Origin of the sequence: Chimaeribacter coloradensis, assembly GCF_002858715.1 — a bacterium.
GTDB classification, from domain to species: domain Bacteria; phylum Pseudomonadota; class Gammaproteobacteria; order Enterobacterales; family Enterobacteriaceae; genus Chimaeribacter; species Chimaeribacter coloradensis.
Map to the genome: position 1 here is coordinate 42560 of NZ_PJZH01000021.1, position 20500 is coordinate 63059.

Annotated in this window: 21 protein-coding genes and 3 tRNA genes; 11 read left to right on the forward strand and 13 right to left on the reverse strand. The window is 61.0% G+C overall.

All coding sequences use genetic code 11. The features are described 5' to 3' along the window. Nucleotides 1-2 precede the first annotated feature (2 nt). Together dapD and CYR32_RS16275 are read left to right on the forward strand one after the other, a co-directional pair. Nucleotides 3-827 (forward strand): 2,3,4,5-tetrahydropyridine-2,6-dicarboxylate N-succinyltransferase, encoded by an 825-nt coding sequence (gene dapD, locus CYR32_RS16270; protein ID WP_101826211.1) that lies wholly within the window; start codon nucleotides 3-5, stop codon nucleotides 825-827. Nucleotides 828-962: 135 nt separating this feature from the next. Next, on the forward strand, nucleotides 963-1355 hold the full coding sequence (locus CYR32_RS16275) for a DUF3461 family protein (RefSeq protein ID WP_101826212.1): 393 nt from the start codon (nucleotides 963-965) through the stop codon (nucleotides 1353-1355). Nucleotides 1356-1415: 60 nt separating this feature from the next. Here CYR32_RS16275 and CYR32_RS16280 read toward each other — a convergent pair whose 3' ends face one another. The 4 genes from CYR32_RS16280 to syd form a co-directional block, all read right to left on the reverse strand. Then, entirely contained in the window at nucleotides 1416-1865 is a 450-nt protein-coding gene (locus CYR32_RS16280; protein WP_101826213.1) for a flavodoxin, read from the reverse strand. Between the two features lie 27 nt (nucleotides 1866-1892). After that, complete coding sequence (truC, locus tag CYR32_RS16285) at nucleotides 1893-2666, reverse strand: tRNA pseudouridine(65) synthase TruC (protein ID WP_101826214.1); 774 nt, start codon at nucleotides 2664-2666, stop codon at nucleotides 1893-1895. 1 nt (nucleotide 2667) lies between these two features. Beyond that, nucleotides 2668-2994: a YqcC family protein gene (locus CYR32_RS16290; protein ID WP_101826215.1), complete on the reverse strand. Its 327-nt coding sequence runs from the start codon at nucleotides 2992-2994 to the stop codon at nucleotides 2668-2670. A 713-nt stretch (nucleotides 2995-3707) separates the two neighbouring features. Beyond that, nucleotides 3708-4253, reverse strand: a complete 546-nt coding sequence (gene syd, locus CYR32_RS16300; protein ID WP_101826217.1) for a SecY-interacting protein — start codon at nucleotides 4251-4253, stop codon at nucleotides 3708-3710. Nucleotides 4254-4326: 73 nt separating this feature from the next. On the opposite strand from syd, the gene queF reads away from it, so the two are divergent. From queF to xni, 3 genes are all read left to right on the forward strand, one after another. Continuing rightward, nucleotides 4327-5172: an NADPH-dependent 7-cyano-7-deazaguanine reductase QueF gene (queF, locus tag CYR32_RS16305; protein WP_101826218.1), complete on the forward strand. Its 846-nt coding sequence runs from the start codon at nucleotides 4327-4329 to the stop codon at nucleotides 5170-5172. 116 nt (nucleotides 5173-5288) lie between these two features. After that, nucleotides 5289-6653, forward strand: coding sequence for a nucleotide 5'-monophosphate nucleosidase PpnN (gene ppnN / locus CYR32_RS16310; protein ID WP_101826219.1), 1365 nt, complete (start codon nucleotides 5289-5291; stop codon nucleotides 6651-6653). A gap of 86 nt (nucleotides 6654-6739) precedes the next feature. Then, nucleotides 6740-7495, forward strand: a complete 756-nt coding sequence (gene xni / locus CYR32_RS16315) for a flap endonuclease Xni (protein ID WP_101826220.1) — start codon at nucleotides 6740-6742, stop codon at nucleotides 7493-7495. 46 nt (nucleotides 7496-7541) lie between these two features. Here xni and rlmM read toward each other — a convergent pair whose 3' ends face one another. The 4 genes from rlmM to CYR32_RS16340 all read right to left on the reverse strand — a co-directional run bounded on the left by rlmM (nucleotide 7542) and on the right by CYR32_RS16340 (nucleotide 10617). After that, nucleotides 7542-8642 (reverse strand): 23S rRNA (cytidine(2498)-2'-O)-methyltransferase RlmM, encoded by a 1101-nt coding sequence (gene rlmM, locus CYR32_RS16320; RefSeq protein WP_101826221.1) that lies wholly within the window; start codon nucleotides 8640-8642, stop codon nucleotides 7542-7544. Further along, nucleotides 8635-9030, reverse strand: a complete 396-nt coding sequence (locus CYR32_RS16325) for a DUF423 domain-containing protein (RefSeq protein ID WP_101826222.1) — start codon at nucleotides 9028-9030, stop codon at nucleotides 8635-8637. Before CYR32_RS16325 ends, rlmM begins: the two co-directional genes overlap by 8 nt. Before the next feature lie 80 nt (nucleotides 9031-9110). Beyond that, complete coding sequence (locus CYR32_RS16330) at nucleotides 9111-10031, reverse strand: transcriptional regulator GcvA (RefSeq protein WP_101817772.1); 921 nt, start codon at nucleotides 10029-10031, stop codon at nucleotides 9111-9113. 364 nt (nucleotides 10032-10395) lie between these two features. Next, nucleotides 10396-10617, reverse strand: a complete 222-nt coding sequence (locus CYR32_RS16340) for a YgdI/YgdR family lipoprotein (protein WP_072932547.1) — start codon at nucleotides 10615-10617, stop codon at nucleotides 10396-10398. A gap of 189 nt (nucleotides 10618-10806) precedes the next feature. Here CYR32_RS16340 and csdA point away from each other — a divergent pair, with 189 nt between their 5' ends. Then, nucleotides 10807-12012 carry a cysteine desulfurase CsdA gene (gene csdA, locus CYR32_RS16345; protein WP_101826223.1) on the forward strand — a complete coding sequence of 402 codons (1206 nt, stop codon included), beginning with the start codon at nucleotides 10807-10809 and terminating at the stop codon, nucleotides 12010-12012. A gap of 22 nt (nucleotides 12013-12034) precedes the next feature. Next, the gene (csdE, locus tag CYR32_RS16350; RefSeq protein ID WP_101826230.1) at nucleotides 12035-12472 is read left to right on the forward strand and encodes a cysteine desulfurase sulfur acceptor subunit CsdE; all 438 of its coding nucleotides are present in this window, start codon (nucleotides 12035-12037) and stop codon (nucleotides 12470-12472) included. Between the two features lie 4 nt (nucleotides 12473-12476). Here the strand turns inward: csdE and tcdA are convergent, their stop codons facing one another. Both tcdA and mltA read right to left on the reverse strand, forming a co-directional pair. Next, nucleotides 12477-13301, reverse strand: a complete 825-nt coding sequence (tcdA, locus tag CYR32_RS16355; protein WP_101826224.1) for a tRNA cyclic N6-threonylcarbamoyladenosine(37) synthase TcdA — start codon at nucleotides 13299-13301, stop codon at nucleotides 12477-12479. 87 nt (nucleotides 13302-13388) lie between these two features. After that, entirely contained in the window at nucleotides 13389-14591 is a 1203-nt protein-coding gene (gene mltA, locus CYR32_RS16360; protein WP_101826225.1) for a murein transglycosylase A, read from the reverse strand. A gap of 206 nt (nucleotides 14592-14797) precedes the next feature. Here mltA and CYR32_RS16365 point away from each other — a divergent pair. The 3 genes from CYR32_RS16365 (at nucleotide 14798) to CYR32_RS16375 (ending at nucleotide 15229) form a co-directional block, all read left to right on the forward strand. Beyond that, nucleotides 14798-14874 (forward strand) — tRNA-Met (locus CYR32_RS16365). A gap of 86 nt (nucleotides 14875-14960) precedes the next feature. Continuing rightward, nucleotides 14961-15037 (forward strand) — tRNA-Met (locus CYR32_RS16370). Between the two features lie 115 nt (nucleotides 15038-15152). Continuing rightward, nucleotides 15153-15229, forward strand: a tRNA-Met gene (locus CYR32_RS16375). Between the two features lie 135 nt (nucleotides 15230-15364). Here CYR32_RS16375 and amiC read toward each other — a convergent pair. Next, nucleotides 15365-16612, reverse strand: a complete 1248-nt coding sequence (gene amiC / locus CYR32_RS16380) for an N-acetylmuramoyl-L-alanine amidase AmiC (RefSeq protein WP_101826226.1) — start codon at nucleotides 16610-16612, stop codon at nucleotides 15365-15367. A gap of 248 nt (nucleotides 16613-16860) precedes the next feature. Here amiC and argA point away from each other — a divergent pair, with 248 nt between their 5' ends. Further along, nucleotides 16861-18186: an amino-acid N-acetyltransferase gene (argA, locus tag CYR32_RS16385; RefSeq protein WP_101826227.1), complete on the forward strand. Its 1326-nt coding sequence runs from the start codon at nucleotides 16861-16863 to the stop codon at nucleotides 18184-18186. Between the two features lie 126 nt (nucleotides 18187-18312). Here the strand turns inward: argA and recD are convergent, their stop codons facing one another. Together recD and CYR32_RS16395 are read right to left on the reverse strand one after the other, a co-directional pair. Then, nucleotides 18313-20172: an exodeoxyribonuclease V subunit alpha gene (gene recD / locus CYR32_RS16390; RefSeq protein ID WP_101826228.1), complete on the reverse strand. Its 1860-nt coding sequence runs from the start codon at nucleotides 20170-20172 to the stop codon at nucleotides 18313-18315. Then, nucleotides 20169-20500 (reverse strand): hypothetical protein (locus CYR32_RS16395; RefSeq protein WP_146000713.1); only part of this gene is annotated, 332 nt, incomplete at its 5' end. The genes CYR32_RS16395 and recD, both read right to left, overlap by 4 nt.

Genomic DNA, 20500 nt, shown 5'->3' on the forward strand with positions numbered 1-20500 from the left:
GGATGCAGCAATTACAAACCGTTATTGAAAACGCCTTCGAGCGCCGCGCAGAGATCACCCCGGCGAACGTGGACACCGTAACGCGCGAAGCGGTTAACCAGGTCATTGGTCTGCTGGACAGCGGCGCCCTGCGCGTTGCCGAAAAGATCGACGGTCAGTGGGTAACGCATCAGTGGCTGAAAAAGGCCGTGCTGCTCTCTTTCCGCATCAATGACAACCAGGTGATTGACGGCGCAGAAACCCGTTATTACGACAAAGTACCGATGAAATTTGCCGGGTACGACGAAGCCCGTTTCCAGAAAGAGGGCTTCCGCGTGGTGCCGCCGGCGGCCGTGCGCCAGGGTGCCTATATCGCCCGCAATACCGTGCTGATGCCTTCTTACGTCAACATCGGTGCCTATGTGGATGAAGGCTCCATGGTGGACACCTGGGCCACTGTGGGTTCCTGTGCGCAGATCGGTAAAAACGTGCACCTCTCCGGCGGCGTCGGCATCGGCGGCGTGCTGGAGCCGCTGCAGGCTAACCCGACCATCATCGAAGACAACTGCTTCATCGGTGCCCGTTCAGAAGTGGTGGAAGGGGTGATTGTTGAAGAAGGTTCCGTGATCTCCATGGGCGTCTACCTCGGCCAGAGCACCAAGATTTATGACCGTGAAACTGGCGAAGTGCACTACGGCCGCGTCCCCGCCGGCTCGGTGGTGGTCTCCGGTAACCTGCCGTCCAAAGATGGCAGCTACAGCCTCTACTGTGCGGTGATCGTGAAGAAAGTGGACGCGAAAACCCGCGGTAAAGTCGGCATCAACGAGCTGCTGCGCTCTATCGACTAAGCGTCAAACCAGGATAGCGGGTGATTCACCCGCTATTTTTTTGCCTGCCGTACATCACGCATCGCCTCTGGTCACATCTTATCCCGCCGGTTTGGGCCATACTTCCCTGTGGAAAATAACCAAAAAGGTGCTGCTATGTATGAAAACCTGAAAAGTTTAGGGATCCCCAACCCGGACGATGTTGACCGTTACAGCCTCCGCCAGGAAGCCAACAACGATATTCTCAAAATCTATTTCAGAAAGGATAAGGGTGAATTTTTCGCCAAAAGCGTGAAGTTCAAATACCCGCGCCAGCGCAAAACGGTGGCGGCGGACAATGCCGGCCAGGGGTTCAAAGAGATCCACGAGATCAACCCGAACCTGCGCTATGTGATCGATGAGCTGGACCAGATCTGCCAGCGGGATCAGGTCGAAGTGGATCTGAAACGCAAAATCCTGGATGACCTGCGCCACCTGGAATCGGTGGTGGCCAATAAGATTTCTGAGATCGAGTCCGATCTGGAAAAGCTGACCCGTAACGGCCGTTAAGGGCGCGGCTCAGGCGAAAAAAAAGCACAGCCTGCGCTGTGCTTTTTTATGCCCGCAGGGTCAGTTCAGCAGGGTGCTCCACTGCTGCACCCAGGGGCCGCTGACCACTTCCGGCTCCGGCTGCTCGATCGCGTCGATCTCCAGCCGCTCGCCAATACGGGTGGCCCCCTGCTCCTGCAACAGCGCATCAAAAGCGCGCCCGCCGCCACAGAAGTGGTCATAGCTGCTGTCGCCCAGCGCAATCACGCCGTAGCGCAACTCCGGCTGATAGCCGACATGCTCACGGATCGCCTCAAACAGCGGCACAATGGAATCCGGCAGGTTGCCCTGGCCGGTGGTAGAGGTGACCACCAGCGCGTAGTGCGACCGGTAATATTGCCACGCCTCCAGCGTGCCCTCTTCAAACAGCTTCACCTGATGCCCCTGCTTCGTGAGAATGGCTTCCGCCTCCTCTGCGACCATCAGCGCGTTGCCATACACGGTTCCGACAAAAATCCCCACCTGAGCCATGCCGCTCCTCCCTTCGGGGTGAATGAATCAGCCGTTATCCTGACCCGCCTGCGCCGGAAACTCAACCCTTTCCAGCGCGGGCACGCGACCCTGCCAGCCAAAGGCGGTGACGAGCTGCTGCCAGCGGCTGTCCCAGCGGGCGGTGAGGGAGAGCGGTTCGCCGGTCACCGGGTGCGTCAGCGCCATGTGGCTGGCATGCAGCATCAGGCCGGGGCAGTCAAAATGGCCGGCGATGCCGCGGTTCTGGCGCAGATCGCCGTGGGTGGTATCGCCGATGATGGGGTGTCGCAGGTGCGCCATATGGCGGCGCAACTGGTGCTTACGGCCGGTTTCCGGCGTCAGCTCCAGCAGGCTGAAACGGGAGGTCGGGTAGCGCCCCAGGGCCAGCGGCACCTCCGCCTGCGCCAGCGCACGGTAGTGGCTGACGGCAGGCTGCGGGGCTTTGTCCGGGTTGCTGAACTTGTCGGCGATCTTGTCCAGCTCTTCGGTCAGTGCGTAATCCACGGTGCCGTCCTCCAGCACATAGCCGCGCACCACCGCATGGTAGGTTTTCTGCACTTCACGCCGCTCAAACTGTTGCGAGAGCAGGCGCGCCACCTCACTCGACAGGCCCATCAGCAGCAGGCCGGAGGTCGGGCGGTCAAGGCGGTGGACGGTAAACACATGCTGGCCAATCTGGTCGCGCAGGGTCTGCATAACGAACACGGTTTCATGGCGGTCAAGCCAGCTGCGGTGTACCAGCCAGCCGGCGGGCTTATTGACGGCGACCAGATGCGCGTCCTGATAAACGATTTCCAGCATCTCAGTCTTCTTGGTTCAGCAGGTCGTCCAGCCGCTGCAACGCCGCCAGCAGGCCGTGCGGCACGTCAGTGTGCCCGGTAAAAGCCATCTCAAAATAGGGGGTAAGGGCAAAACGGGCCGGCAGCGTGCCCCGCTGCGCCAGCAGCGCCTGCATACGCGGCAGGAACACCCACTGCAGCCACTGCTCCGCCTGCATGGTGTCCACGCTGAACGGCTCGGTGCTGTTAAAGGCGGCCGGCTCCGGCGGCATCGCCTGCCATAATCCGGCGCTTTTCATCGCCTGCTCAATCTCCAGCAGGTGTTGTTGAACCTGGTTTTCTGTGCTCATGATCTCTCCCGGCATCTCTACGCCTGCAGCGTGCATTATCATCCGGCAGCGGGGTTCTGCGCCTTCCGCGTCACTCATCCGGCCGGGCCGCAGAGCATACCATCAATTCTCTGCCCCTCAAGGGCACAAAAAAATGGGGGTACTGTAAAAACAGTACCCCCGGTTCGTTTTGCAGCGCTCCCGCTACCTGTGTGCTCCCTGCTCAATCCTTGAAAACTTTTCCAACGGTTATCCTAACCTGCCATCCCTTTCCGGCGTCCCTCTTTCATCCTGACGTGTCATCCTGCACCCTGCCGGTGCGTACTCCTTTAGTCTTCCTGACCCACCTGTCTGCTCCGTGGACAAGCTCTCGTTCTCCATCCTGGAGGTGTCCCTTACTTCTTCCTGAAGTATCCTGAGCATCATCCTGATACTCTCCTGCATTCATCCTGAATGCTCTCCTACTGAAGCGGGGATCATCCTGATTAACCTGCTTCACCGCGTTCCCTCGTGGTGGTAATACAATCGCTGATTTGCCCCGGCGTCGCAAGCCACTGTAAGCAGAACCCGTAACAAGGCGCTGTAATCCCTGCGGGACACCATAATTTAATTATCTGAATAGATTAACTTTTTATTTATCACGCAGATAATAACACCTGAAATTAAAAGCGATGTCTCACAGGCTGTGTGAGAGATCTCTCACACGCCCGTAAGCCAGAAGCGTAAGCCGGCAGTCACCCCACCACCGGTTGCAGCTGCGCAAGGAAGGTCGGCAGGTCGGGGGCCAGCACCGGGCGGCGAGAAGTGCCGAACTCCTCCAGCACCACGTTGCCGGTCAGGTTGCAGAGTGACACCATCGTCATGTCGGAGTCCGTGGTGCCGATAAACAGCGTCGGCGAGAGCTTCAGCCGCTTTTGCGTCACCAGGTGGCCGATCAGGTTCTCCTGCAGGCGGATGAAATCCTCCTCACTCCAGACCTGCAACAGCGTCAGCGCCTGATCGTTAAAGGTCGCGTCCATGTCCCCGGCATACTGGCTGGCATAAAAGGCGTGGATCTCGTCACGCAGCTGAATCTCCAGCGCCCGTTCGACGTTGGCCAGCGTGCCCGGCCGGGCCAGGGGCTGCGCCTGCCAGTAGACCGCCTCATCGCTGCTGCGCAGCACACAGGGGGACGGCACCCCCAACAGCGCCTCGCTGGCGGGCGCGAAGCCGGTCTCAGCCTGCCAGCGATCGGCATAACGCCGGGTAAAGGCAGATAGCGCCTCAACAGTCTCTCTCATATTTTCTCTCATCTCTGGGGCGGGGTACGGTAAACTGGGCACTATTGTACCTATCCCGACGTAAGGTGACAGCATGTCCTCCTATCAGGAGCATCAGGCTCTGCAAAAACTGACTCTGGGGAAACCCACCGCATACCAAGACCACTATGACGCCTCCCTGCTGCAGGCGGTGCCGCGCAGCATGAACCGCGAACCGCTGGGGCTCTATCCGGATAACCTGCCGTTCCACGGCGCGGATATCTGGACGCTGTACGAACTCTCCTGGCTGAACGCCAAAGGCCTGCCGCAGGTCGCAGTGGGTGACGTCCGGCTCAATGCCGGCAGCCTCAACCTGGTGGAGTCCAAAAGCTTCAAGCTCTACCTCAACAGCTTTAACCAGACCCGTTTCGCCGATTGGGACGAGGTACAGGCGACGCTGCAACGCGACCTCGCCCACTGCGCCCAGGGCGAGGTGCAGGTCACGCTGTTCCGGCTGAATGAGGTGGAAGGCCAGCCCATCAGCCGCTTTGAGGGTGACTGCATTGACGATCAGGATATTGAGATCGACAACTACCAGTTCAGCACCGATGTACTGGCGCAGGCCGCGGGCGGCGAGCCGGTGGAGGAGACGCTGGTCAGCCACCTGCTGAAATCCAACTGCCTGATCACCCACCAGCCGGACTGGGGCTCAGTGCAGATCCACTACCGCGGCAACCGCATCGACCGCGAAGCGCTGCTGCGCTACCTGGTCTCGTTCCGCCACCACAACGAGTTCCATGAGCAGTGCGTGGAGCGCATCTTCAACGATTTGATGCGCTTTTTCCGCCCGGAGAAGCTGGCGGTCTATGCCCGTTATACCCGCCGCGGCGGTCTGGACATCAACCCGTGGCGCGCCAATTTCGCCTTTGAACCGGCCGCGGGCCGTCTGGTACGGCAATAATTGCGAGACGCCGCTCAACAAACAACCGAACACTGAACCGGTATTGGTAAAAAGGCTGGGGCATCGTTAAGGTTAAGGAAACAACAACGGCATCACACAGGATGTAAGGAGCAATTTTGATTACTCATATCAGCCCGCTTGGCTCTATGGATCTGTTGTCACAACTGGAAGTCGATATGCTGAAACGGACCGCCAGCAGCGACTTATACCGCCTTTTCCGTAACTGTTCCCTGGCCGTGCTGAACAGCGGCAGCCAGACGGACAACAGCAAGCAGTTGCTGGACCGTTATCAGTCTTTTGATATCAACGTGCTGCGCCGCGAGCGCGGCGTGAAGCTGGAGCTGGTCAACCCGCCGGAAGAGGCGTTTGTGGACGGGAAGATTATCCGCTCCCTGCAGGCGAACCTGTTCGCGGTGCTGCGCGATATTCTGTTCGTCAATGCGCAGATGACCAGCGCCGGGCGTCTCCACCATCTCGATCTGGAGAACCCGGCCCACCTTACCAACCTGGTTTTCTCCATCCTGCGTAATGCGCGCACGCTCCACCTGGATGAAGACCCGAATATGGTGGTCTGCTGGGGCGGCCACTCGATCAATGAAACCGAATACCTCTATGCCCGCCGCGTCGGCAGCGAGCTGGGGCTGCGTGAGCTGAACATCTGCACCGGCTGCGGGCCGGGAGCAATGGAAGCGCCGATGAAAGGCGCGGCCGTGGGCCATGCGCAGCAGCGCTACAAAGGCGGGCGTTTTATCGGCATGACCGAGCCGTCGATCATCGCCGCAGAGCCGCCTAACCCGCTGGTGAATGAGCTGATCATCATGCCGGACATCGAAAAGCGGCTGGAAGCCTTTGTGCGCATCGCCCACGGGATCATCATCTTCCCCGGCGGCGTGGGTACGGCCGAAGAGCTGCTCTACCTGCTGGGTATTCTGATGAACCCGGAGAACCAGGATCAGGTATTACCGCTGATCCTCACCGGGCCGAAAGAGAGCGCCGACTATTTCCGCGTGCTGGATGAGTTCATCTTCAATACGCTGGGTGAAGAGGCCCGCCGCCACTACACCATCATCATTGATGACGCGGCAGAGGTGGCCCGTCAGATGAAGCTGGCGATGCCGCGGGTGAAAGAGAACCGCCGCAACACTGGCGATGCCTACAGCTTCAACTGGTCGATCCGCATTGAGCCGGATCTCCAGTTGCCGTTCCTGCCGACCCACGAAAACATGGCCAACCTCAACCTCTACCCGGACCAGCCGGCGCAGGAGCTGGCGGCGGCGCTGCGGCGCGCCTTCTCCGGCATCGTGACCGGTAACGTCAAAGAGTTCGGCATCCACGCGATTGAGACGTTCGGCCCCTATAAACTGCACGGCGATCCGCGCCTGATGAAGCAGATGGACAGCCTGTTGCAGGGCTTTGTGGCGCAGCACCGCATGAAACTGCCGGGCAGCGCTTACATCCCCTGCTATGAGATCTGTGCCTGATCCCCGTGCCCCCGGCGCCGCTGCGGCGGCGTCTTTTCCCCTTTCTGCCGGTCGCCCGGCAGAGTCTGACACCAGGTCTGCCCGCCATGATCCACCTTTTGATTGTTGATGCCCTCAACCTTATCCGGCGCATCCATGCTGTGCAGGGGTCACCGTGCCGGGATGCCTGCCGCCACGCCCTGAGCCAGCTTTGCCAGCATGCGCAGCCCACCCACGCCGTCGCCGTGTTTGATGAGGATGACCGTGCCGACAGCTGGCGGCACCGCTGCCTGCCGGAGTACAAGGCCGGGCGCAACCCGATGCCGGACAACCTGCAACAGGAGCTGCCGCAGCTGCGCGCCGCGTTTGAGGCGGCAGGCGTGGCCTGCTGGCAGTCGCCGGGCCACGAAGCGGATGACATCGCCGCCACGCTGGCGGCCAAAGTGGCCGGTGCCGGGCATCAGGTCACTATCGTCTCTACTGACAAGGGTTATTGCCAGCTGCTGGCACCCCAGGTGCAGATCCGGGATTATTTCCAGAAGCGCTGGCTGGACCTGCCCTTTGTCATGCAGGAGTTCGGCGTTGCCCCGCCGCAACTGCCCGATTTCTGGGGGCTGGCCGGCATCAGCAGCAGCAAAATCCCGGGTGTCAGCGGCATTGGGCCGAAAACAGCCGTGACCCTGCTGCAACAGGCGGGCACGCTGGAGGCGCTTTATGAGAATCTGGAGGCGGTGCCGGAGAAGTGGCGCAGCAAGCTGGCGCAGCACCGTGAGGCAGCGTTTGCCAGCAAACAGGTGGCGACGCTGCGCACGGATGTGCCGCTGCACGGGAACCTGCAACAGCTGCGTTTACCGGTGCAATAAAACGCGGTGTTAAAAAAAGCGGCACGCCTGTGCGTGCCGCCGGGGATTACCGCTCGTCGCGGCGGCCGGGAACGGCCGACCACATGCGGCGCACATGTACCGTCACCTCTTCACGATCGTGGTAGAGCTGCTTGGCGTGGATCTCTGAGTTGATGCCGTGCTCATCCAGCTGTTCGCGGATCGCCTGCAGGTTCTGGCTCACCTCTTCATAGCGCTTTTTCATCGGCAGCTTCAGGTTGAAGATTGCTTCGCGGCACCAGCCTTTGACCAGCCAGTCCGTCATCAGCTGGGCCACTTTCGCCGGTTTCTCCACCATGTCGCACACCAGCCAGGAGATGTTGCTGCGCGGCGGCTCAAAGCGGAAACCGTCGGCTCTGTAGTGCGTCACCTGCCCGGTCTCCATCAGGCTCGGGGCCATCGGGCCGTTATCCACCGCATGCACCATCATGCTGCGCTGCACCAGCTGATAGGTCCAGCCGCCGGGGCAGGCCCCGAGATCCACCGCGTGCATCCCACTCGCCAGCCGTTCGTCCCACTCGTCCGCCGGGATAAAGACATGGAACGCCTCTTCCAGTTTCAGCGTCGAGCGGCTCGGCGCATCCGCCGGGAACTTCAGGCGCGGGATGCCCATATAGAACGGGGAGTTGTTATTGCTGTAGGAGTAGCCGACATAGCAGCAGCCGGGCGCAATAAAGAAGACGTGCACCACCGGGCGGTGCGGGTTTTCACGCTGGGCCATCACGTTCTGCTCACGCATCCCGGCGCGCAGCGGCACCGTGAGTTTACGGCAGAATTTGGTCAGCTCTTTGGCGTCGTTGGTGTCCGGCACTTCCACACGCAGCTCACCCGCGCCCTGCACCACGCCCACCAGCATCCCGACAATCGGCGAGACCCGGTCATCCACCGGCAGGTCTTTGAGCAACTCCCCGACCACCAGCATCTGGCGCGCGAAGATCAGCTCACGGAACGGCAGCTCACGCGCCAGCTTGTCCGCCTCTTCCGGCTGGTAGCACTCAAACAGCACGTAGCCGCTGTTCTCTTTTACCCGGGCGAAACCGAACACTTCGCGGGCAGCCGCTTTTTCGGTGATCTCCGCCGCACACTCTTTCTCAAAACCGGGACGACAATACAACGCTAACTTATTCATGGCGATCTGCCTTTCTCTTAAGACGCAACGCGCCAATCAACATCAAAACCCAGCCCGCCAGGAAGCAAAGCCCCCCAACCGGCGTCACAAAGACCCACATATGCAGCTGTGACAGCGCCAGGCAGTAGAGGCTGCCGCTGAACAGCACGGTCCCCAGTGCCAGCAATGCGCCGCTCCAGTAGAACCAGAGGCAGGCGCGGCGCTGCATCGCCAGGGAGAGGCCCATAATCGCCAGGGTGTGGAACCCCTGGTAATTGAGGCCGGTCTGAATCCAGGCCATCTCTTTTGCGCCCAGCGAGACGCTCAGCACATGGGCACCAAATGCCCCCAGCGCCACAAAAACAAAGCCGCTCACGGCGGCGAAAATCAGCATAAACCGGCTGCTCATGGTATGACCCATCTGTCTGTAAAACGGCGTGTGTGAGTGAAACCCAAAAAACGCGCGGTCGTCTCAGGCACGACGCGCGCTCAATGTTCGTAACGGAAACGGAATTTTTCCTGTTCGCTGGCCGCACGGGCCAGGATCCATTGCCGGAAGGCGGCTATTTTACCGAGTTCTGCCTGACTGTCATGACATACCAGATAAAAAGCGTTTTTACTGACCAGCACATCATTAAACGGGCAGACCAGCCGCCCCGCCTCGATCTCCATCTGCGTCATCACATTGTTGACCAGCGCCACCCCCTGGCCGTGGACCGCGGCCTGCACCACCATCGCACTGTGGCTGAAGATCGGCCCCTGTTGCACGTTGATATGTTGCAGCCCCAGCTGGCGGGTATAGGCCAGCCAGTCGCGGCGGGAGGAGTCGTGCAGCAGGGTGTGATAGGCCAGATCGGCCGGGGTTTTCAGCGGGTGATCGCCGGTGGTCAGCAGCAGCGGCGAACAGGCGGGCAGCAGGTATTCGGCGTAGAGGCGCTCGGCACGCAGCCCCGGCCAATTGCCGCGGCCGTAGAAGATCGCCACATCCACGTCGTCCGCCAGCTTATCCTCTTCACGGTCAACCGCCTGGATGCGCACATCAATGCCCGGGTAGGCGGAGTTAAAGCCGGAGAGGCGCGGCACCAGCCACTGGATGGCAAAGCTCGGCGGCAGGCTGACGGTCAGCGCGCCTTTGGCACTGCGGGCCTGCAACTTGCGGGTCGCATCATTGAGCGCGGTAAAGATCTCTTTGATGTCAAGGTAGTAGCTCTGGCCCTCTTCCGTCAGCAACAGCGAGCGGTTGCGGCGGCGGAACAGTTTCAGCCCGAGGAAATCTTCAAGTGACTTGATCTGATGACTGACGGCAGCCTGGGTAACAAACAGTTCCTCAGCCGCTTTGGTAAAGCTCAGATGGCGGGCGGCCGCATCAAATACCCGCAGGGCATTGAGCGGTGGTAGTCGTTTTGACATGGTAAACTGCTTATGAGTTGACGTGTGATTACAACAAATAATTTTTAGTTACTTATTAGATTTTTTTATCCGAGCCATTATAAATTGTCCGTTGAGGATGCGCCAGCAAATACCTATAGTGGCGGCACTTCCCGGGCCGGAACGAAAAGTTGATGGGTATGAGGATACCGAGAGGCTTTTGGCTTGTGGTTGTGATGTTGTGTTTGCACGTTGTCTGGCACTCCAGACGCAGTAGCGAAAGCTACTCTTTTTCACTTCCTGTACATTTACCCTGTCTGTCCATAGTGATTTTATGCAGCACCGCACTTTGCGGTGCTTTTTTTTTGCGTGTGGCGGAGCAGCGCCCCGCCCGGCACCGGGTAAATTACTCCCCTTTTACCATCTCTTTCACGTCTGCGCGGTTGATCTGCTGTTCATTGCCATAGGCATCTTTGTAGCTGATCATCCCGGTATCATCATCCACCTGCGGTTTGCCCTCAGAGACGATGGTACGGCCATCATTGGTGTGCATTACATAGTTGCTGGAGCAGGCAGCCAGGGTACACGTCAACATTACGGCAGAAACCACTGCGGCTAATTTTTTCATCATGAACTCCTTGTAGAGAGATGTTTTCTCGAACGCATTCTGTTATCAGGCAAATTATTCAGCCCGTCATAAATCAGCATAACAAAGTTCCGGGAGTTTGCCAGAAAAGTGCCCCCGGCCCCCGCCCGGCCTTGTGCCGCCGCGTTAAATCGGCGAGGATCGGCGCCGTAACCAGGAGAGCCTATTCCCATGACCCCTTTTGATCCCGCCGGCTTCCGCCGCCACTTTCCGGCACTGGCCCATGCCGGCACCTATCTTGACAGTGCTGCCACGGCGCTGAAGCCGCAGGCGATGATCGACGCCACCACCGCCTTTTACCAGCAGAGCGGCGTCACGGTACACCGCAGCCAGCACGCCCAGGCCCAGGCGCTGACCCGGCAGTATGAATCAGCGCGTGAACAGGTGGCCGCCCTGATCAATGCGGCAGAACCGCAGGAGATCGTCTGGACGCGCGGTGCCACCGAGGCACTGAATCTGGTGGCACAGGGCTACTTCCGCCCCCGCCTTCAGCCCGGCGATGAGCTGCTGGTGAGCCAGGCGGAGCATCACGCCAACCTGCTGCCGTGGCTGATGCTGGCTGAGCAGACCGGCGCGGTGGTGGTGCCGCTGCCGCTCGATCACCAGCAGATCCCGGACATCGACGCATTAGCTGAGCTATTGCGTCCGCGCACACGGTTGCTTGCGCTGGGGCAGATGTCGAACGTCACCGGCGGCTGCCCCGATCTGGCGCGCGCCATCGCCCTGGCCCATGCCAATAACACCCTGGTGGTGGTCGACGGCGCGCAGGGGGTGGTGCATAACCCGCCGGATGTGCAGGCGCTGGGCGTGGATTTTTACGCCTTTTCCGCCCATAAACTTTACGGCCCGACCGGGCTCGGCATGTTGTACGGCAACCGGGCGCGGCTGGAGGAGATGGCTGCCTGGCAAGGCGGCGGCAAAATGATCAGCGAAGTCTCTTTCGCCGGTTATACGCCGCAGCCGGTGCCGCACCGCTTTGAGGCGGGCACACCCAACATCGCCGGGGTGATTGGGCTTTCTGCCACGCTGGGCTGGCTGGCGGAACAGGATCTGGCCGCCGCCGAGGCTTACAGCCGCGGGCTGGCGCGCAGTGCGGAGCAGCAACTGGCCGCGATCCCTGGCTTCCGCAGCTTCCGCCGCTCGGATGCCAGCCTGCTGGCCTTCGATTTTACCGATGTGCACCACAGCGATATGATCACCCTGCTGGCCGAACAGGGTATTGCCATGCGTGCCGGCCAGCACTGCGCACAACCACTGATGGCGCAGCTCGGCGTAACGGGCACCCTGCGTGCCTCTTTTGCCCCTTATAACACTCCGCAGGATGTGGATGCGCTGGTTGCTGCCGTACGGCAGGCGCGCGCCCTGCTGCTGGAGTGACCTGACCGGAGTTAACATAATGATGCTTGCCCCTCACCCGTTCGGCCATGAAATCACGCTGGACACCCTGACGGCCACCTTCACCGGCTTCAGCCAGTGGGAAGATCGCTACCGCCAGCTGATCCAGCTCGCCCGGCAATTGCCGCCGCTGGATGAGGCGCTGAAAACGCCGGACCGTGAACTGAGCGGCTGCGAAAACCGCGTCTGGCTGGGTTACCAGCGCAAGGAGGACGGCACGCTGCACTTCTATGGCGACAGCGAAGGCCGGATTGTGAAAGGGTTACTGGCGGTGGTGCTGACGGCGGCCGAGGGGAAGACCCCGGCCGCATTGCGCGCGCTTGATGTGCCGGCGCTGTTTGACACCCTCGGCCTGCGCCAGCAGCTCAGCGCCACCCGCGCCGGGGGGTTACAGGCGCTGGCGGACGCGGTGGCCCGCATTGCGGTGGCCGAGGGCGGCTGACGTTTTACGCCTGGGCGGCCAGGTGTTCCGCTTTTGCCACCATCTTCTTCAGCGCGTGGGACACCGCCACAAAGCCAAAGGTGGCGGTGACCATCGTCGCCGCGCCAAACCCGGCGGCACAATCCATGCGCTTCGGCCCCTCGGCGGTGCTGCGTGAGGCGCACACCGAGCCGTCCGGCTGGGGGTAGACCAGCGGCTCGCTGGAGAAGACGCAGTCGATCCCCAGTTTCCCTTTGCTGTTTTTCACCACGTTAAAATCACTCTTCAGGCGTTCACGCAGCTTGGCGGCCAGCGGGTCCTGGATGGTTTTAGCCAGATCGGTGACCTCAATCCGCGTCGGGTCGATCTGCCCGCCCGCCCCGCCGGTGGTCACCACCGGGATTTTGAACCGGCGGCAGTAGGCCAGCAGTGCCGCCTTCGGCCGCACGCTGTCAATGGCGTCAATCACGTAGCTGAAGTTGTTGTCCAGCAGCGCCGCGACGTTGTCCGGCGTGATGAAATCGTCGATGCAGGTGACGCGGCACTCCGGGTTAATCGCCAGAATGCGCTCGGCCATCACCTCAGTTTTCGCCTGGCCGACGCTCTGTTTCAGCGCGTGGATCTGGCGGTTGGTATTGGTGACGCAGACATCGTCCATGTCGATCAGCGTAATCGCACCGATGCCGGTACGTGCCAGCGCCTCCGCTGCCCAGGAGCCGACACCGCCGATGCCGATCACGCAGACGTGCGCCTCGGCAAACACCGCCAGCGCCGACTGGCCGTAAAGCCGGGCCGTGCCGCCGAAGCGTTGCAGATAAGCGTCAGAATAGGCCGCTGTTGTCACGTTCATTACCTCAACACTGTAACCGGGAATCCCGGCGAAAAATAAAAAAGCAGCCCGCAGGCCGCTTCATTCAAAAATTGCCTGACCGGCGGGTTACTGCGGGTTGTTTATCTGCGGATTGTTTACCTGCGGATTGCTGACCAGCAAAGTTTCGCCCTGGCCACCGCTGCTCAGAACCGGTTTGGCCTGGCTCTGGTAGGCGGTAAACAGCGGGCCGCCGCTCTGTTTGGATTTCAGCACCCACACCCGGCCATAGTGGTTGTAATAACCAGCGGCGTGGCCTGCTTCCGGGCCGATGCCCTGGTAGATGTCAAAGTGCTGGCCCTTGATCGCCCCGCCGACATCCAGCGCCACCATCAGCCGCATATGGTATTTGCCGGTAAACTTGCCGTTGTTGTCCAGCTCCGGCACTTCCGCCAGCAAGGTGGTGCCCGCCGGGATCAGCGAACGGTCCGACGCTACCGAGGCTTTGGCGATCAGCGGCACCGCGCTCGCCCCTTTCACCGGCGCAAACATCTCCGGTTTAAAGAAGACAAAGGAGGGGTTCTGCTCCAGCAGTTCGCGCACTTCAGCCGGGGAGTGGCTGTCCGCCCATTTGCGGATCGCCTGCATCGACATATCTTCGCGCGCCACTTCACCGCGATCAATCAGCACTTTGCCAATGCTGCGATAGGCGTGGCCATTCTTGCCGCCGTAGCCGAAGAACATCAGCGGGCGGCCGTCGCCGTAATCGACATACCCACTGCCCTGCACTTCCATCATGAAGTTGTCCATCAGGGAGTTGGTATAGGCCACCGCGTAACGCTCATCCAGCGCGCCGCTGTAAATGGCGGCGCGGTCCGGCAGGCGGCGTTTGCCTTTCGGCGGCATCCGGTAGAGCGGATAGCGGAACTCCCCCTGCGGCGTATAGCGCGCCTGCACCACCGGCGTGTAGTAGCCGGTAAACTGCACGTTGCCGAAGTTGTCCACGCCCTCCATCTGGTAGGCGTTCAGCCCGTACTGGCTGAGGGTGCGGGTATCGCCCCCGGCGCGGATCCACTGCTGCACATTCTGGTACGTCGGGTTATTGCGGTTAAACAGGCCCGGCGAGGCGTACTGAATTTCGAGCAGCTGGTCTGAATAATCCTTGGCGTTGACCGGTTTCCCTTTTGCATTCGGCTCATTGACCAGCGCCAGCGACTGTTCCAGGCGCCCGTCTTTATACTGCTGCCCGCGATCGGTGGGCCGGGAGGAGCACCCGGCCAGGATGGCCACTACCATGCCGCTGACGATATATTTGCCTAACGATCCTTTCATTGCCTGCACTCTTTACCGGATTTTCACCCGCGCACGATAACAAACGCCCATAGAGAAAGGAATTCTCCCCGCCAAAAAAGCAGGGGGCAGCGATGAAAAAAGAGGCAAAAACGCGCGATTTCGTTTAAAAAACCTGCGTCCAATGCATTAAATGGAAAAACAACTTGCAGCAAATCTCATGGCCGGTATAGTGCGCATCCATCGGACGCGGGGTGGAGCAGCCTGGTAGCTCGTCGGGCTCATAACCCGAAGGTCGTCGGTTCAAATCCGGCCCCCGCAACCAATCCGGTGCTGTACCAGCAGCATCAAACGCCGGATAGGCCGATAAGCAGTAAGCAAGAAAAGCAGTAAAATGCAAAGCGTTACGGACGCGGGGTGGAGCAGCCTGGTAGCTCGTCGGGCTCATAACCCGAAGGTCGTCGGTTCGAATCCGGCCCCCGCAACCAATTCGGTGCTGTACCAGCAGCTGAAAATCCGGATTGCACGTGACCACGCCCTGGCCTATAATCAGGACGTTAGCAACAAAAGATGTATGCAGTAAAAGAAAAGCAGTAAGACGGACGCGGGGTGGAGCAGCCTGGTAGCTCGTCGGGCTCATAACCCGAAGGTCGTCGGTTCGAATCCGGCCCCCGCAACCACTTACACCACATCAGACACCCTTCAGGGTGTTTTTTTGTTTCTGGCGTTCCCCCTCTCTTTTCCCGCTTTTCCTGTTCCGCACGTCCCTGTCCTTTTTGTTAAGCGCCATCCTTTCAGACAGCGCCAACACGCCCTTACCGCCGTACCAATCCGCCTTTGGCAAAATAGGCTTTAATCCCTGCCAGGATCGACTCCGCCACCTGTTGCTGGAACCGGCTGGTGCGCAGTTTGCGCTCCTCCTGCACATTACTGATAAACGCCGTTTCCACCAGAATCGACGGAATATCCGGCGCTTTCAGCACTGCAAAGCCCGCCTGGTCCACATGGTTCTTATGCAGGTGGTTCACCTTGCCCATACGTGCCAGCACCTCTTTGCCAAATTTCAGGCTGTCGTTGATGGTGGCGGTCTGCACCAGGTCAAACATGGTGTGGTCGAGGTAGCGGTCGCCACTTTTGCCTACGCCGCCGATGTTATCCGCTTCGTTCTGCGTCTGCGCCAGATAGCGCGCGGCGGCGCTGGTCGCCCCCTTCGTGGAGAGCGCAAACACCGACGAGCCGCGCGCCGCCCGGCTGGTAAAGGCATCGGCATGGATCGAGACAAAGAGATCGGCATGCTGTTTGCGCGCTTTGGCCACCCGCACCCGCAGCGGGATAAACACATCCTCGTTGCGCGTCATATAGGCTTTCATATTGGGCTGCTTGTCGATCAGCTTTTTCAGCCGCCGGGCAATCAACAGCACAATATCTTTCTCACGCGTTTTGTATTTCCCCACCGCGCCGGAGTCTTCGCCGCCGTGGCCGGGGTCAAGCATGATGATAATCGGCCGGTCGTGGCCTGCGTTGCCGCGTTTTGGCGTGGTGGCGGGCAGCGAGCGCTCCAGGTCACCTTTGTTGTAATCCTCCAGCAGCGCCAGCAGCGGGTCAGACGCCTCCCCCGCCCGGCCGCTGGCCGGGTAGAGATCCACCACCAGCCGGTTTTTGAAGGCTGACACCGGCCCCAGCGTAAAGAGGTGCGGCGTACTGTTCTGCTTCAGCTCCAGCACCACCCGCACCGTATTTTTGTCGAACTGCCCGACGCGCGCCCGCTTTAAGTAGGGGTCGTTGGTGCGCACCTGCCGGGAGATGCCTTTCAGCACGCTGTTGAGGTGTATGCCTTCGATGTCGATCACCACCCGCTCGGGGTGGCTCAGCGCAAACTGCTTATACTTAAGCGGCGTGGAGGATTCGATGGTAATGCGGGTATAGGGCGTTGAAGGCCAGACGCGCACAGCAATAACATGGGCGCTGGCGGCAAAACCCACCTGGCTGACACTCAGCAGCCAGGTCGCGGCGGCGGCCTGCACCAGACGGCGGCGGCCCAGGTTCGGGGGGGTATCGGTCATGCGGCTCCGGAAAATGAAAAGCGATGAAAAGGCATCGCTAAAGCGGGCTAAACGTCAAAAACTTTAACGAATCAGCCGCTTCCTGTCACCCTGAAAGCCGCCTGCCAGGCAAAAAGCCGGTTTTGCCGCGCAATGCTTACTCTCTGTTAACGTTCTGATAACTTTCTTGCGTGATTTCGTGCTTGCCATCTTCGCCATAAAGAATAAAAATACATAAATTACGAATAATCATGCAATAGGCGAGACCCATGAAGGAACGTAGTACAGAGCTGGTTCAGGGATTCCGTCACTCAGTTCCCTATATCAATGCCCACCGGGGCAAGACATTTGTGATCATGCTGGGCGGCGAGGCCATCGCCCATGAGAACTTCTCCAATATCGTCAATGATATTGGCCTGTTGCATAGCCTGGGGATCCGGCTGGTGGTGGTCTATGGTGCCCGCCCGCAGATTGACGCCAACCTGGCGGAGCATCACTGCGAGCCGGTCTACCACAAGCACACCCGGGTCACGGATGCGAAAAGCCTGGAGCTGGTGAAGCAGGCCGCCGGGTTGCTGCAACTCGACATCACCGCCCGTCTCTCCATGAGTTTGAATAACACGCCGTTACAGGGCGCGCACATCAATGTGGTGAGCGGCAACTTCATCATTGCCCAGCCGCTGGGCGTGGATGACGGCGTGGACTACTGCCACAGCGGCCGCATCCGCCGGATTGATGAAGAGGCGATCCACCGCCAGCTCGACAGCGGGGCCATCGTGCTGATGGGGCCGGTGGCGGTGTCGGTGACGGGTGAGAGCTTTAACCTCACCTCGGAAGAGGTGGCGACGCAGCTGGCGATCAAGCTGAAAGCGGAGAAGATGATCGGCTTCTGCTCCTCGCAAGGGGTCACGGACAGCGAAGGCAATGTGATTTCTGAGCTGTTCCCGAATGATGCCCAGCAGCGCATCGAGGCGCTGGAGCAAGCCGGGGATTACCACTCCGGCACCGTGCGTTTCCTGCGCGGGGCGGTCAAAGCCTGCCGCAGCGGCGTGCGCCGCAGCCACCTGATCAGTTACCTCGAGGATGGCGCACTGGTGCAGGAGCTGTTTTCACGCGACGGCATCGGCACGCAGATCGTGATGGAGAGCGCCGAGCAGGTGCGCCGCGCCACCATTAATGACATCGGCGGCATCCTGGAGCTGATCCGCCCGCTGGAGCAGCAGGGGATTCTGGTGCGCCGCTCCCGTGAGCAGCTGGAGATGGAGATCGACAAGTTCACCATTATCGAGCGGGATAACCTGACCATCGCCTGCGCGGCGCTCTACCCGTTCCCGGAAGAGAAAATTGGTGAGATGGCCTGCGTGGCGGTGCACCCCGACTACCGCAGCTCGTCCCGCGGTGAAATGCTGCTGCACCGGGTGGCGAGCCAGGCGCGGCAGATGGGGCTGGAGAAGCTGTTTGTGCTGACGACCCGCAGCATCCACTGGTTCCAGGAGCGCGGCTTCCAACCGGCGGATGTGGAGGTATTGCCGATGCAGAAACAGGCGCTCTACAACTACCAGCGCCGCTCCAAGATCCTGCTGGCGGATCTGTAACCCCTTTCCCGCGGCCATGACGCCGGCGGTTCGCCGCCGACGTCATGCTGTTTGCAGGCGCTGTATGGCGCTTTCACCCCTCGCCCCCCGGCGCGAAACGCAACATCAATGCCACCGGCACACCGGCTAAGAGGCCGCCTGAAACGCCTGCATCAGCCGGTCACCCAGGCCGCTGCGCCGCTGGGTCGGGGTGCTGATGGCGCTGGCCAGCACTTTATGGCTGGCATAGAGCGACAGCCGTTTCTTGGCGCGGGTGATGGCGGTATAGACCAGTTCGCGCGTCAGCACCGGCAGCCACTGGTTAGGCAGCACCAGCAGGGTATGGTCAAACTCCGACCCCTGGGATTTATGCACCGTCATCGCATAGGCGGTTTCATGGGCCGGCAGTCGGCTCGGCTGAACGGATTTGATTTCGCCGTTCGGCAACTGGAAGTAGACCCGCAGCTCATTGCGGTGGTCACGCAGGGTAATGCCGATGTCGCCGTTGAACAGCCCCAGCGCGCTGTCATTGCGGCTGATCATCACCGGCCGGCCGGCATACCAGCGCCCGGCCGCGCCCGGCAGGCGACGGATGGCCCCTTGGCGGTGCAGCGCCTGTTCGATGCGGTCATTCAGCCCGCTGACGCCAAACGGCCCCTCGCGCAGCGCGCAGAGTACACGGAAATGGCTGAACAGCCGCAGAATCTCCCCCGCGTCCGCCCCGGCTTTCACCTGGTGCAGATAGGGCTGATACTCCGCCACGCACACCTCCAGCAAATGCTGGTAATCCTCATTGCCCGCCAACGGGTAGCCCTGCACATCCTCATAAGTGCCGTCCAGCGCCTTCAGCGCCGCCGGGGCTTTCCCGGCATTGACGGCACCGGCCAGCAGCCCGATGCCTGAGGCGGCATCAAAACGGTAACTCTTGCGCAGCAGGCAGAGGCTGTCACGCACCGTGGCCGCGGTGTGCCGGTCGCTGCCGCTTAGGGCACAGCCGGTGATGCGGCTCAGCTGCTCCGCCCGCGCCGGGCTGTACCCCTGCTCGGCAAAACGGCAGAGGTCGCCCAGCACCGCGCCCGCCTCGACCGAGGCCAGCTGGTCACGGTCGCCGAGGAAAATCACCCGCGCGTGCGGCGGCAGGGCGGCAATCAGCCGCGCCATCATCGGCAGGTCCACCATTGACGCCTCATCCACCACCAGCACATCCAGGTGCAGCGGGTTGGCGGCGTGGTGGCGCATACGCTGGCTGTTGGGCTGTGCGCCCAGCAGCCGGTGCAGGGTCGAGGCCTCCTGCGGGATCGCCGCCTGAATGGCGGCATCCAGCGCCAGTTCACGGCTCGCCTTGCCCAGAGACTCCGTCAGCCGCGCCGCCGCCTTGCCGGTCGGGGCCGCCAGCTGGATGCGCAACTTCCTGTCAGCCGACAACTCCACCAGCGCCGCCAGCAACCGCGCCACTGTGGTGGTCTTCCCGGTGCCCGGCCCGCCGGAGATGATTGAAATACGGCGGGTAATGGCGACGGCGGCGGCCACTTTCTGCCAGTCCGGCTCGCTGCCGCCCGCGCCGAACAGGCGATCCAGAATTGCGCCCAGCGCCGCATGGTCAGCGGGCTGGTCACGGTCACTGGCGATAAACCCGGCCACCTGCGCCTCACACTGCCACATCCGCTGCAGATAGAGGCGATCCTGGTGCAGCACCAGCGGCGTGGGTCTGGAGCCGTCGCTGACGGCCGGGGAACCCGCCAGCCAGCTCAGCCACTGTTCACCGTCAGGGTGGCCGAGGCGCTCGCCCATCGCCTGTGCCAGCTCCGGGTGGCGGCCGTCAAACAGCCCGGCGGTGGTGAGTTGCGTCAGCGGCAAACAGACGTGCCCACTGCCTGCCTCGGCGCTGACGCAGGCAGCCGCCAGCAGCATCGCGGGCTGGTCCTCATCTGCCAGAAAACGGGCAAACTGCACATCCAGCGGCCTCAGCGCGCCGCCCAGCAGCGCGCGTTCCAGTAAGGTCATCATGAAGGTGTTCCTGCCTCGGTGGTTGAACGCGCGTGACCTTCAAACAGGGCATCCATCTCACGGATAAAGGCGGCCGAAGGGCGGCAGCGGAAGATACCGTTTTCCGGATGCTGTTGGTCGATCCCACGCAAAAAAAGATAGATCACGCCGCCGAAATGGCGGTCAATATCGTAGTCTGCCAGGCGGTGCCGCAAATAGCGGTGCAGCGCCAGGCTGTAAAGCTGGTATTGCAGGTCATAGCGGTGCTCGGCCATCGCCTGCGCCATCGCGGGCTGCGTATAGGCGGCGGCACTCTCGCCCAGCCAGTTGGATTTATAATCCAGCAGGG